This window comes from uncultured Pseudoramibacter sp. (assembly GCF_903789625.1).
GTDB lineage: Bacteria > Bacillota > Clostridia > Eubacteriales > Eubacteriaceae > Pseudoramibacter > Pseudoramibacter fermentans.
The window spans coordinates 72,488-86,648 of record NZ_CAIFFF010000002.1; the positions used below are offsets into that span (position 1 = coordinate 72,488).

Annotated in this window: 10 protein-coding genes; 4 read left to right on the top strand and 6 right to left on the bottom strand. The window is 45.2% G+C overall.

All coding sequences use genetic code 11. The features are described 5' to 3' along the window. Positions 1-13: 13 nt before the first annotated feature. Both hprK and uvrC read right to left on the bottom strand, forming a co-directional pair. Positions 14-1,093 (bottom strand): HPr(Ser) kinase/phosphatase, encoded by a 1,080-nt coding sequence (gene hprK, locus QZX60_RS01630; protein WP_295360639.1) that lies wholly within the window; start codon positions 1,091-1,093, stop codon positions 14-16. After that, positions 1,086-2,996, bottom strand: coding sequence for an excinuclease ABC subunit UvrC (uvrC, locus tag QZX60_RS01635; RefSeq protein ID WP_295360640.1), 1,911 nt, complete (start codon positions 2,994-2,996; stop codon positions 1,086-1,088). The genes hprK and uvrC overlap by 8 nt, the downstream gene beginning before the upstream one ends. Before the next feature lie 80 nt (positions 2,997-3,076). Here uvrC and QZX60_RS01640 point away from each other — a divergent pair, with 80 nt between their 5' ends. From QZX60_RS01640 to malQ, 3 genes are read left to right on the top strand one after another with little or no spacing between them, the layout of a single operon-like run. Then, positions 3,077-3,328, top strand: a complete 252-nt coding sequence (locus QZX60_RS01640) for a hypothetical protein (RefSeq protein ID WP_295360642.1) — start codon at positions 3,077-3,079, stop codon at positions 3,326-3,328. After that, complete coding sequence (locus QZX60_RS01645) at positions 3,291-3,974, top strand: HAD family hydrolase (RefSeq protein ID WP_295360644.1); 684 nt, start codon at positions 3,291-3,293, stop codon at positions 3,972-3,974. The genes QZX60_RS01640 and QZX60_RS01645 overlap by 38 nt, the downstream gene beginning before the upstream one ends. Before the next feature lie 27 nt (positions 3,975-4,001). Beyond that, positions 4,002-5,597, top strand: a complete 1,596-nt coding sequence (gene malQ / locus QZX60_RS01650) for a 4-alpha-glucanotransferase (protein WP_295360646.1) — start codon at positions 4,002-4,004, stop codon at positions 5,595-5,597. Between the two features lie 76 nt (positions 5,598-5,673). Here malQ and lepA read toward each other — a convergent pair whose 3' ends face one another. Further along, positions 5,674-7,482, bottom strand: coding sequence for a translation elongation factor 4 (lepA, locus tag QZX60_RS01655; protein ID WP_295360648.1), 1,809 nt, complete (start codon positions 7,480-7,482; stop codon positions 5,674-5,676). A 167-nt stretch (positions 7,483-7,649) separates the two neighbouring features. Here lepA and rpsT point away from each other — a divergent pair, with 167 nt between their 5' ends. Beyond that, on the top strand, positions 7,650-7,916 hold the full coding sequence (rpsT, locus tag QZX60_RS01660) for a 30S ribosomal protein S20 (protein ID WP_295360650.1): 267 nt from the start codon (positions 7,650-7,652) through the stop codon (positions 7,914-7,916). A gap of 50 nt (positions 7,917-7,966) precedes the next feature. Here the strand turns inward: rpsT and holA are convergent, their stop codons facing one another. From holA to QZX60_RS01675, 3 genes are all read right to left on the bottom strand, one after another. Then, a complete protein-coding gene (gene holA / locus QZX60_RS01665) occupies positions 7,967-8,995 on the bottom strand; it encodes a DNA polymerase III subunit delta (RefSeq protein ID WP_295360652.1) in 1,029 nt (342 codons plus the stop codon). Positions 8,996-9,023: 28 nt separating this feature from the next. After that, on the bottom strand, positions 9,024-11,237 hold the full coding sequence (locus tag QZX60_RS01670) for a DNA internalization-related competence protein ComEC/Rec2 (RefSeq protein WP_295360654.1): 2,214 nt from the start codon (positions 11,235-11,237) through the stop codon (positions 9,024-9,026). 150 nt (positions 11,238-11,387) lie between these two features. After that, the gene (locus QZX60_RS01675; protein ID WP_295360655.1) at positions 11,388-14,033 is read right to left on the bottom strand and encodes a calcium-translocating P-type ATPase, PMCA-type; all 2,646 of its coding nucleotides are present in this window, start codon (positions 14,031-14,033) and stop codon (positions 11,388-11,390) included. Positions 14,034-14,161: the final 128 nt, after the last annotated feature.

The following is a 14,161-nucleotide window of genomic DNA, read 5'->3' on the forward strand; positions in this document are numbered from 1 at the left end:
CAACTGTGTGATCTTAATACCAGTCTTCCCCTTTTTCCTGGTTTTGTATATTTTGAACTTCCTCTTGGAGATCTTCTTCCTTTTCTTTGGCCTTTTCTTCTAGGTGATTAATTTTTTCTCGTTCTTTTTTTCTTTTGGCCTCTTTAGCCTTTCTGCGGTCTTCCTCTTTATTGTGTTCTTCAATATTATTGACAAAAACCTGAGCAGAACGATAGCCCGTTTCTTTCATTCGGTTATTGATCGCAGCGGTTTCAATAATCGCCGCTAAGTTGCGCCCGCTGGATACCGGAATCGTCACAAGCGGGATATCAACGCCTAAAATATTGGTCGTTTGATCATCTAAACCTAAGCGGTCGTATGGAGAATGTTCGTCCCAGTTTTCGAGCCGGATAACCATGTCGATATCAACTGATCTTTTGACTGATTTGGCGCCGAAAAGCATTCTGACGTCAATGATACCTATCCCACGGACTTCCATATAATATCTTAACATTTCCGGCGCTTCGCCAATTAAATGATTGCCATGATGACAGGTGATATCGACAACGTCATCCGCGATGAAACTATTGCCACGTTTGATTAACTCCAACGCCGTTTCACTTTTCCCAATGCCGCTCGCACCGGTAATCACAACGCCAACCCCTCTGACTTCTACCAAAACGCCGTGTATCCCTGTTCTGGGCGCTGTCTTGTTGTCAATATAATCGATCAAACGATAGTTAAGAGAGGTGGTTTTTTCCTTACTCTTCAGCAAGATAACCTTATATTTCGCGGCTGCCTTTTCAAAAAGCGCCGTTTCCGGCAAATCCCAGCAGACAATCAGGCAAGGAATGTCGTGGCTGAAAAAATCATCGATGCGTTTTTCCCTGAGTCTCGGATCCAGTGACATTAAATAAGAAATTTCGACTTTACCAACCAGCTGGATACGCCGGTTATCAAAATATTCGTAATATCCATGCAACTGCAGACCTGGACGATTGGTGCCGGAATCCCACAATTCAAAATAATCAACCGGCACAATGATTTTTTCCAGATTTAACGACTTACAAAATTCTTCAACTTCAATCGTGCATAAAGGTTCCTTCTCAGTCATTTTTTTCTCCTGATGTTCTAAAATACTGATACACAGCATCGGCAGATTTTTGATTCATGCCGTTGACTTTCAGCAATTCATCCCGACTGGCATTTTTTATATTCTCAAGTGTATTAAAATAACGCATCAGCGCTTCTCGCCGTTTCTTGCCAATTCCAGGAATGGTTTCAAGGCGGGAGGACAACATGCTTTTTTTTCGTAATTGTCTATGGTAAGTGATTGCAAACCGGTGGACTTCCTCTGAAATTTCATTTAAGAACGTACAAACTGGTGTGCCGTACGTCAGCTGGTATTCCTGATCTTGATAAATCACCCCTCTTAATTGGTGATGATCGTCTTTAACCAATCCACAGACCACACTGTTCAATTCCGGATACATAGATAAGATAGATTGTGCCGCGTCTACGTGTGTTTTGCCGCCATCGATCATAAAGACTTCCGGAAATGGCAAAAATGAACTTTCACCCGGCGTTTTGCCCTCTTTTAATTCCTTCATTCCGTGCTCAATCCGGCGGAACAGCATTTCCTGCATACTCGCATAGTCATTTTGGCCCTCAACGGTTTGAATTTTAAAACGCCGGTATGCCTTTGGTTGGGGTTTGCCTTGTTCGAAAACCACCATACCGCCGACGTTGTTCGTACCGGATATGTTTGAAATGTCATAGGCTTCAATGCGTTTCGGTATATTCTCTATATTTAAAAGATTCTGGAGCGATTCAACTCTATTTTCCTGCCGTTTTTCTTTCTGGCGTTTTTCGATGAAATATTGTTCTAGAGTCAGTCTTGCATTTTTCTCGACCATTTGAATAAAACGGTCTTTCTTTCCCTTTTGCGGCACAATAATCCGCACGCGGGAGCCCCGCTGCGCGGTCAGCCAATCCTCTATACTGGCCATTTCATCGTCTAGAGGACAGGATAAAATAATTTCCTTTGGTAAAAAGTGTGAGCCATTATAATACTGCTTAACCACATTGGTCATAATTGCTTCGTCTGTTTCGTCTTTAACGCCGTCAACCATCATGCGATTGCGTCCCAACAGCTTGCCATCGCGCACATTAAAAACCTGAACACAGGCAATATTTTGATCCACCTCGCCCGATAGGTTTGTCTCCTTCTGAGATTTGATTCGATAAAACGCGATGTAATCCTGATTCTGCTGATTTTCACTTACTATTTTTTGTTTAGACACCACAAAATCGATCGCCTGAATTTTATCGCGGCAGTCTGCAGCCTTTTCGTATTCCATATTTTCTGAAGCCTGCATCATTTCTGCTGTCAGTTGATCGACAATCGGCTTATTTTTCCCGCTTAAAATCGCGATATCCTTTTGAACATTTTCCCCATAATGTTCTGGTTCAATCTTCCCGGTACATGGCGCGAGACATTGCCCCATATGATAATAAATGCACGGCCTTCCCCGTTTGACGCCCTTCGCCACCTTTCGGTTGCATCGACGCAGCGGATACACTTTCTGCAAAGCTTCTATCGTTTGTTTCACCGCAGTGCTACTGGTAAACGGGCCGAAATAACGCCCCCCATCCCGTTGATGATTGCGCGTCATTAAAATTTTAGGATATTTTTCCTGAGTCGTAATTTTTATATAAGGGTAGCTTTTATCGTCCTTCAGCATAATATTGTACCGGGGACGATGCTCCTTGATCAAATTACATTCAAGAATCAACGCTTCCATTTCGGTATCCACCACAATCGTCTCAATAGATTCAACATGAGATACTTGAATCTGTGTCTTAATCGGAAGATTTTTGGGATTTTGAAAATACGAATGGACGCGGTTAAATAAATTTTTTGCCTTTCCGACATAAATAATGTCTCCGGCATGATTATGCATAATATAGATGCCTGGTTTTTTAGGGATGTTTTTTAAATTTTTGCGATCATACATGTTATTATCATAGTCAAAATACTGTATTTTTTCAATCTTTTTGTTATAATAATGCCACATCGACTTGATAGGAGGCTCGTATGCTAGAAAATTTTGAAGCACAAATTAAAAGCGGCGAAAGCGCCGTTATATCCAACAATCAATTCGAGGTTGAAGTCCGACCAAGAGTTTATGACCACGGCTATACCATCACCAAACGCGCATTAGATAATCCTCTGAACATCATTGAAATTCGGGATATTCGTCTACCACTTTCAATCTCCCAATTGTTAAAATCTGCCAAAGAAATGCTGAATGCCCAGTACAGCTTGTCTGCCCATGCGTCATTATAAAGCCATTCTCTGGGATCTCGACGGCACGCTGATGGACACCGGTCCGGGCATTTTTGCCGCATTTCGCCACGTCCAAAAGCTGAAAGGCTGGCATGAAATCGACGATGACACACTGCACACCCTTGTAGGGCCCCCGCTTGTCCAATCCTATATGAAAACCTTTGATCTTTCTGAAGAAGAAGGCATCGAAGCGGCGCACTTACACCGCCTTTATCAAAAACAGTACAGTTATCAGCTTTCGATCTCTTATCCAGGCATGGATCAATTATTAAAGCATTTAAAAGATATGGGCTATTTTCTGGCTGTGTCGACGTTAAAAGGTGAACTTATCGCGCGGAAAACTTTAGAGGCCGGCCATTTAGATCAATTTTTTGATACGATCTGTGGGGTTACACCGGATCATGTCACTGCCAAAAAATCGGATATTATGCAGCGCGCCCTTGAGGAATTGTCTTTAACGACGCACGATGCACTGCTCGTTGGCGACAGCCGGTACGACGCTTTCGGTGCGTGGGAAAAGATGATGCCCTTTGTCGCCGTCACATACGGATATGGCTTTCATTCAGCTGACGACGCTGAGCCATGGCATCCTTTGCATATTTCTGATTCCGTCGACAACCTGTACACATTTTTATCTAATATATAATGAACGAATACATTAAAGAACAAGATTATGAAAAAAAACAACACATCTCAACTTAACAATTCTAAAAATTCTCAGCGATCTCCTTTATTTGACCGCGCTTCCGGCATCCTGATGCCGGTCTCTGCACTGCCCGGTGATTTCGGCATCGGCACCTTTGGCGCTTCTGCTAAAAAATTTATCGATTTTCTCGTAAAAATCGGTTGTTCCTATTGGCAGGTGCTTCCTTTTGGACCAATTGACGCCTTTAACTCACCCTATCAAGCCGTTTCTGCTTTTGCAGGCAACCCTTTTTTCATCGACCCTGAACGTTTGAAGGACGCTGGTCTCCTGACAGAAGAAGAGGTACAGACGGCGCGATACGATGAAACGCCTTGGTCTGTTGCCTACGATTTTGTCCGTGAAACCCGAATCGATTTATTCCGAAAAGCCTTTGAACGCGTCGATGATCAACTGAGGGAAAAAATTGTACAATTCGAAAAGACACAGCCTTGGCTCGAAGACTACGCTCTCTACACTGCAATTGCGGCCGACACCGGTGAAGAATGCTGGACCAATTGGGATCCCGATTTGAGAGACCGCAAGGCTGCAGCCATTCAAGAGGCCACCGATCAATTGGCTGATGAGATTAAATTTCAAATCTTTCTGCAGTATTTATTTTTTACACAGTGGTCTGAAATCAAAGCGTACGCCAATGAAAATCACATCAATATTATCGGCGATATGCCGATGTACGTCGCATTGCAGAGTCCGGATGTCTGGACCCATCCCGAATGCTTTGAACTCAACGCCGATGGAACGCCCAAAATGGTAGCCGGTGTCCCGCCCGATTATTTTTCGGAAGACGGCCAATTGTGGGGCAATCCACTGTACAATTGGGATGAGCTCAAAAAACAGGATTACAAATGGTGGATTGACCGCCTGGATATGGCGCTGACTTTATTTGATACCGTCAGAATTGACCATTTCCGAGCCTTTTCTGCTTATTGGTCTGTTCCTGCGGAAGAAAAAACTGCCAAAAACGGGAAATGGCTCCCTGGCCCTGGCATGGATTTGTTCAACCGTGTTTTTGAAACTTTTAATTTCTCAAGTCCCCGTATTATCGCTGAAGACTTGGGTGTCCAGGATGATGGCGTCAGGAAATTGCTGGCTGATTCAGGATTTCCTGGCATGCGCGTTCTGCAATTTGCTTTTATTGACGCCGGCGACGGCATTCATTGGCCACACAATTATATTCCCAATACTGTTGCTTACACTGGAACGCACGACAACAATACCTTGTTAGGCTATCTCTGGGAATTAAATGAAGGCGCCAGAAAATTTGCCTTTGAATACAGCAACTACAACTGTCAAGGAGATGAATGGCAGCAGGGCGGCCCGCACAGTGCTTCCTGCCATGCGCTGATCCGCTTACTCTGGATGAGCAGCGCGCGTCTCGCCATCATTCCGATGCAGGATTTACTGGGATACGGCGCAGATTCCAGAATTAACACGCCCGGCCAAGCTGAAGGAAATTGGAAATTCAGATTGCCTCAGGAAGCCATTGATTCCACCGACACCAGATGGATTTACGAAATGAACCGGATCTACAAGCGGATGAATCCGCATTCTCAAAGTGCCTTTTAATTAAACTAATAAATCCCTTACAAACGAGAATTCTCGATTGTAAGGGATTTTTGGATTATTATGCTTTTATTTGTGTTTAGCTGTCCAGCTTCAATACAGACATAAATGCTTCCTGGGGCACTTCAACGCTTCCGACCTGACGCATCCGTTTTTTCCCAGCTTTCTGCTTTTCAAGCAGTTTTCGTTTTCTGGTGATATCGCCACCGTAGCATTTGGCTAAAACGTCTTTACGCAGCGCAGAAATGGTCTCTCTCGCAACGATGCGGTTGCCGATTGCGGCCTGAATTGGAATCTCAAACATCTGTCTAGGGATCGTTTCCTTGAGCTTTTTGCAAATCGCGCGGCCCCGCGCAATGGCCTTTTCTCTCGGGAAAATAAATGACAGGGCATCGACCATCTCTCCATTGAGCAGAATATCGAGTTTAACCAAATCAGCTGGCTGATAAGATTTAATTTCGTAATCCAGTGACGCATAACCCCGCGTTCTAGATTTTAACGCGTCAAAAAAGTCGTATACAATTTCGTTCAGGGGCATCTCATAATGAATATTTACCCGCGTTTCCTCAAGATATTCCATATTGATGTAAGTACCCCGCCGTTCCTGACAAAGTTCCATCACCTGACCGAGATAATCGCTCGGCACCATGATTGAGGCATCGACAATCGGTTCTTCCATTTCTGAGATTTCGGAAGGATCGGGCAAATTGGCCGGATTATCCACCATCAGCGTCTGACCGTCCGTTTTGATCACTTTGTAAATAACCGACGGTGCAGTTGTGACCAAATCTAAATTGAATTCCCGTTCTAACCGTTCTTGGATAATTTCCATATGAAGCAGCCCGAGGAAACCGCAGCGAAATCCGAATCCCAAGGCTACAGAGGTTTCTGGTTCGTACAATAGTGACGCATCGTTTAACTTAAGCTTCGCCAAAGCTTCCTTTAAATCCTCGTACTTTGCGCCGTCTGCGGGATAGATTCCACAATAAACCATCGGCACCACTTTTTTGTACCCTGGAAGCGGCTCTGCCGCAGGCCGTGCCTTTTCCGTAATGGTATCACCGACCTCTGTATCGCCAACTGTTTTGACACCCGCAACGACATAGCCGACATCTCCCGCCTGCAGTTTTTCTCCCGGGTAGAGTTTATTTTCAAAAAAGCCGACTTCTTCTACATCAAAGTCCAAACCGCCTGCCATTAGGTGCACCTTCATTCCCGCTTTGATCGTCCCTTCGACAACGCGGACAGAAGCGATAACGCCTCGATAAGTGTCGTAATAGGAATCAAATATCAGCGCTTTTAACGGTGCGTCCGGGTCGCCTGTCGGCGCCGGCACATTTTGTACAATATCTTCAAGGACATCTTCGATATTGATGTCGTTCTTTGCTGAAATGAGCGGTGCCTCATCAGCCGGCAGTCCTAAAATATCTTCGATTTCTCCTTTGACGCGGTCTGGCTCCGCAGAAGGCAGATCAATTTTATTAATGACTGGCAGAATTTCCAAATCGTTATCTAAAGCCAGATAGGTATTAGCGATGGTCTGTGCTTCAATGCCCTGTGAGGCGTCAACGACAAGAATGGCACCTTCACAGGCCGCCAGCGATCTAGATACCTCGTATGTAAAGTCCACATGGCCCGGCGTATCAATCAGATTTAAAATGTAGGATTCCCCATCTTTTGCTTTATAAAGCAGACGGATCGCCTGAAGCTTAATTGTGATGCCGCGTTCCCGCTCGATATCCATATTGTCAAGCAGCTGATCTTCCATATCGTGAGCAGAGATCAGACCAGTCTTTTCGATCAGGCGGTCTGCTAACGTTGATTTTCCATGGTCAATGTGCGCGATAATTGAAAAATTGCGCGTTCTTTCCTGTTGTGTTTTTGCCATTTATGCCTCTTTTATTGTATTCTTAATTTAATTGATCCAGGGTATTTTATCATAATTCCCCGGCCATATCACCATTTTATCAAAAGATTCGCGTTTTTGCTTGTTTCTCCGTAGATGTTGTGCTATAATTCGTTCGTTAAACAATAAATGAGGAGGTCTGCTAGAACATGGCAAATATCAAATCTGCTATTAAAAGAGCAAAAACCAACGAAATCGCACGGATGCGCAACAAGGCTGTCCGCACAAACTTGAAGACTGTTGAAAAGCAGTTCCAGGCTGCTGTTGCGGAAGGTAGCAAGGGAAACGCACAGAAGGCATACAATGTCGCTGCCAAACAATTGGACAAGGCTGTTGCCAAACACGTGATCCACAAAAACAAAGCATCTAACAAAAAAAGCCAGTTGGCCAAAGCTCTTAATTCTGTTACTGACTAATTCTCGTTTATTCCCTAACACGTGTCTCAAGGTGATCCCGATCGATCACCTTATTTTTTTTGTCTTGATAAACGCATCATGAGCAAAGATATAGCCAATTCGGGATCGATTTTTCCCGTTTTCATTGAAAGGTCCAAATCAGCTAAGGTGATCATCATTTTTTTTAACGACAATAGGCCAATTTGGCGGCAGCGCTGTGCCATCTTTTTAACCACAAACAAAGGGCGCTTCACCTGTTTGGCAATTTGAGACACAGAAATGCGCCGTTCAGAGAGCATTCCCACTTCTGTCATCGTCCTGATCTGCCCAGTCATCAGACCCAAAACGCCAAAGGGCGACTCCCCTTGATGATAGAAAAGATCAAGCATCTGAAGAGCCTGCCCGGTTTCACCGCCAATAGCCGCGTCGATCATTTTAAAAATATTATCGTCAATGGCTTCTGGAATCACCGCTTCGACCGTGTCGATGCTTACTGAACTTTCAGACCCAGCGAAATCGATCATCTGCGCCGTCCAATGATCCATCATTTCTACGTTTACATTTTCGCTTTGAAGGTACCGGCTTCTCTCGATTGCATGCCGCAACGCCCTGCTGCTGATCGTTTTATTTTCCCGTTTCAGCCGCATCGCCATCCAATTTTCCAATTCAACAAGCGACAGCTTTTCAAAATTGACTAATTCCCCATTTTTTATGAATTGCTTGTATATTTTTTTTCGCTTGTCCGGTTTGCTGTCGAGCACGATTAATATCGTGGTCGGCTCAGGCGATGCAAGATAGTCCGAAAACGCCTCTACCGTTTCCTTCGCCGACGTCCGCATTAATCCCACTTCTTCTCTCACAACGACGACTCGATAGGCACTCATCATCGGCAGTTGTCTGCAAATTTCGATAATTTCCGAAATCTCCGTATCCTTTTCGGAAAACGACATCACATTGAGCTGATGCATACCTTCCGACACGGCTGCCTTAATTAAGTTGCCCACCATCATATCTGCGATGTATTGTTCCGGTCCCGCAAACAGATATAGGGGTGACAATTTATTTTGTTTGATATTTTTTAATAGCTGTTGGTAATTCATGATGCTATTTTATCATAAAAATACACGTCTATCGCGAATAGGTCCTAACCTTTATGATTTTCCCATCCGTTGTCAGACTGACTGCGCCATTCTGATCTGTTCTCAAATACGGGATACGCTGTTTTTTAAGTCTCTTTAGAACTTGAGGATTGGGATGACCGTATCGATTGTACGCGCCTACAGAAATGACTGCAAGAGTCGGTCGAACTTTTTTCAAAAATGCTGTGGAAGTAGCCGACGCAGATCCATGATGTCCGACTTTCAGTACATCGGCCTTTACACCATCCTTCGGCAGCATCGCTTCAGTCGCAAGGCCGGCATCTCCTGTGAATAAAAATTTCTTTTTTTGGTACACACATCGAATGACCATAGAATGTTCATTCTGTTCGTCGTCCGGCAATGGATCAACCCACGTGTCCGGCCATAAAATCTGAAAATCCACATGATCGGGTGATTCAATATGTGCGTTTTCTCCCAGCTGTGTAATCGGGGTATGCTTTTGGTTAAGCAAAGGTCCATTGTACTTGGTGCTGACGTAAATTCGGCCAACCGGTATTTTTCCATCAATTAGTTCTTCCAGTCCTTGTGCGTGGTCTGCATGATTGTGACTGATAAACACGCCGTCCAAATGATCAATCCCTTCGGAATAAAGGGCCGGCAGCAGAACCGATTCTGAAATAGGGTCTTTTTGAGCTGTCGTACTCTGCCCGGGAACGGCCGGCTCGTATCCCCCACCGTCGATCATATAATGATACCCATTCGGCGTCTCGATTACCGCCGCGTCGCCTTGCCCTACATCCAAATAAATGATTTTTAATTTTCCAGGCAGCACAGCCGGTAGGATCATCCAAATAGAGAGAAGTGAAGCGCAGGCCAACAGGGCGGCTTGATCTCTTTTTCGATCGAGAACGATGTAACCGGCTGCGTAAAATGCGAAAACCGCGAGCATTATACTTAAAGGCAAAACAAAATCAATCCATCTTCCACTCGAAAAATTGAGAAAACTAAGTCGATTGATCTGCTGTGTAAAATCAATAATGACCCCAGACAAAACCGCAGGAATAAATCCAAAAATGGCTTTCAAATCGGGAAACAAAAGTAAAAGCGGCAGCACAACCCATGAAACGATTAAAAGCACCCCGACAATGGGAACCAGCAGAATATTGCCAACTAAACCGATCACACTGACTCGGTGAAAATGTACCATCGTTGCCGGCCAAGTTCCAATAAGCGCAGTCATTGAAGTAAGTATCGTCGACAAGCTTTGGCCGGCCAGCGTCTCTTGATCTTCGATGTGAAATGCTTTTGCCACACGATAATACAAAGGCTGATTGAATAATACAAAAGCGAGAACCGCACCAAAACTCATTTGAAAACTCGCTGTAAATAAGCAGTACGGCCAAATCAGCAAGATGACCGACGCAGCCAGTCCCAGCGCTGACAGCGTATCAACGTGTCTTTTAAATACTCGGCCTGAAGACGCCGCCAGCAGCATAATCGAAGCACGTATCACAGATACCGAAAATCCTGTCAGTGCAATATATACGAGTAATACAGCGGCTAAGGCGCCAAAGGTTTTCCGATCGTTTAGCTCAAATAAACAGCACAAGCCCAAGACCAGCATACACAAATACCCGGTGTGCAGTCCAGATACAGCTAAGACATGCGCAATACCGGCGTCTGAGAACTGCTGCCTAAGCTCAGTATCTCCTTGTAATTCGCCAAAGCAGATACCTGTGATCAAGTGAGCGGCTTTCGGCGCAAAAGCGTCATTGCAGACATCGATCAATTTTTCCCGAACTGCCAATATGCTGTAATATGGAGACCGCCACTCACCAATCTCGGTGACAGAAGAACCAGATGGCAGATAGAGACAGGCGTCGATATGCTTGGACTTGAGATACACGTAGTAATTGAAACCACCGGGGTTGTGCTTGCCTCGAGCCAAACTCATTTGGCCTGTTCCCTTAATCACTGTTCCGGGTTTTAATGCTTTGATATCTGGGTCTTGATTGTAACCAGAAACAGTAACCTGCCACTTTCTCGGTTTCTCATGCCGGACGTTCTTTAATACAAAAGTGGTTTTGTGATCGGCAGACTTTATCCTCGAATCGACAATACCGACAAATTCAACCTTTCGTTCTTTAAACGGTGGCGGATTGAGATGATCGCAAAAAATACAGCCGTAACTAAGAACAACAAGCATGATCATGAGAGTTATTCCCAGCATCGGCCTTTTCATCGTTTTTCTCCTGTTGATTATGAGATTTTCAAATAGTATATCACGTTTTTTAAGGTTTTTAAACGATTACTTTTTCGCGAATACAAGCAAAAAAACGCAGTGCTTTTGAAACACTGCGTATAAATAGATGATGCTTGGCTTATTTCCTTTTTATGCTCTGGCTTTCTGAATCGCCTTAGTAATTTCGACCACCGCAAGCGGTGCGACAGAAGCGAGAACAACTGTCACCCACTGCACTGCATTGAGCGCCGTCACCGTAAAGAATGGATGCAGCGCAGGAATCAGAATGACGATCAGCTGCACGCAAACAGAAATGGCCATCGCGCCCCAAAGGTAGCGGTTTGTGAAAAGATGCTTAAATGCTGATTGTTTTTCGCTGCGTACATTCAATAGATGGGCCAGCTGTGATAAGCCCAGCACACAAAAGACCATGGTGCGCCCTACATCAAGACCGTACGTTTTTTCTGCAGTGACAAACACGATCAAAGAGATGAGGAACAACACGATCCCTTGAAAAATGATCCGGCCGCCAAGTCCATGAGCGAAGATGCTGTCGCCTTTCCGTCTCGGTTTTTCTTTCATGACGTCGTCGCTCTGTTTTTCCATACCAAGTGCTAAAGCCGGCAGACTGTCTGTCACCAAATTGATCCACAAAATATGGACCGGTACCAGCGGCTGAGGCAGTCCAATCAGCGTCGCGACAAAAATAACCAAAATTTCTGCGATATTGCAGGAGAGCAGAAAATGAACGGCCTTTTTGATATTGTCGTAAATGCCACGGCCCTCTTTAACGGCTGAGACAATTGTCGAAAAATTATCGTCGGTCAGGATCATATCCGCGGCTTCTTTTGACACGTCTGTCCCGGTAATCCCCATCGCGCAGCCGATATCAGCCCGTTTAAGTGCTGGCGCGTCGTTGACGCCGTCTCCAGTCATCGCGACAACATCACCGTGTCGCTGCCAAGCCTGAACGATCCGCACCTTATCCTCCGGCGATACTCTGGCGTAGACGCTGACGCGCGCGATTACATCGTCCAGTTCCTGATCTGTCAGCTGGTCCAATTCTGTTCCCGAAAGTGCCAGATCTCCGTCCTTAAATATTTCAAGATCTCGAGCAATGGCAACGGCCGTCTGCTTGTGATCGCCCGTAATCATCACGGTTTTGATGCCAGCCTGATGACAATCTCTGACGGAATCCCGAACTTCTTCCCTTGGCGGATCGATCATGCCGGTAAGTCCCGCAAAAATCAATCCATTTTCCAACTTGTCTTCTGAAATTGGCGGTTTTTCCTGATATTGCTGGAACGCATATCCCAAAACGCGGTATGAATCATTGGCTAACGTATCGTTTGCCGAAAGAATTTCTTTCCGACGTTCCGGCGTAAGCTCGAGAATTTCATATCCTTTTAAATAATGTGTGCATTTTGCCAACAGGCAGTCCGGCGCACCTTTAGTGAAGCTCAAATAAGTGTCGTGATAATGGTGCACCGTCGTCATCAATTTGCGGTCTGAATCGAATGGCAGCTCGCCCACTCGGGGTGCTTCCTTGATGTTAATATTTTTTTCAAATCCTAAACGGTCTGCATAATCGACCATCGCGACTTCAGTCGGATCCCCCACTTCAACTGGCTTTTCAGGATCCTTAATGATTTGCGCGTCGTTGCACAATTCGCCAATCCGGACGACAAATTTTTCCGACGGCGTAAAACCGTCTTCCTTAATGGCCTCCGCGTCAATAATCCCTTCATTCGCGTAGACTTTTTTGATCGTCATCCGATTCTGGGTTAACGTCCCCGTTTTATCCGTGCAGATGACTGAGGCACACCCAAGAGTTTCGACGGCGGGCAACTTTCTGACAATCGCATTTTTCTTAGCGAGACGGGTTGTTCCCAGGGCCAGCACGACAGTCACAATGGCCGGAAGCCCTTCTGGAATTGCCGCGACTGCCAAAGATACCGCGGTCAAAAACATTTCCAGCGGATTGCCGCCGCGGAGCAGCCCTACTACAAAGACGACACCACAGCAAATCAAAGCGGCAAGTCCCAACGTTTTTCCCAATTGATTGATATTCTGCGTCAGCGGCGTTGCCTGAGATTCTGTGTTCTGAATCATGCCGGCAATCTTTCCGATTTCCGTATCCATCCCAGTCGCCGTGACAACAAATGTACCTCGGCCATAAGTGACTGAAGAATGCATGTAAACCATGTTCGTCCGATCCGCTAAGGGTGTTGATTCGTTAAACTCACCGCTTAATGTTTTCTCAACGGGAACCGATTCCCCTGTCAGTGCAGATTCCTGCACTTTCAGGCCCGCTACTTCAATTAAACGGCCATCGGCTGGTACGGCATCTCCCGCCTCCAGCAGAACAATGTCGCCAGGCACCAGTTCTTCTGATCGGACAACTTGATGCACCCCGCTGCGGATGACTTTGGCTTCATGTACCGTCATTTTTTTAAGTGAGGCCATCGCGGATTCCGCTTTGTTTTCCTGAACTACGCCGATGATGGCGTTGAGAACCACAATCAATAAGATCAGAATAGCATCCGATACTTCACCTAGTGCGCCTGATATAATGGCAGCTGCCATCAAAACAAGAATCAGGAAATCTCTAAATTGATCGATAAATTTTCTAAATAGGCTGACTTTTTTGCCCTCAGCGAGTTCATTCTTCCCGTATTCCAGACGTCGTGCCTGAACTTCCCGCTCATTGAGCCCTTTCTCGCGATCGATTTTGAGAGCCTGATCAAAGCTGCGGTCATCCATCAAATCGTACCGTATTGATTTTTGTTTTCCCATGTTTTCTCCTTTAAGTGAAATAAGTTCCGGATAAAAATAAAAGACCCTTATCCGGATTGCTTCCGAATAAAGGTCTTACTCGCAAAAAAACTTTTTGCGTTCAACCGGAGCTAACGCTCGAAATGACG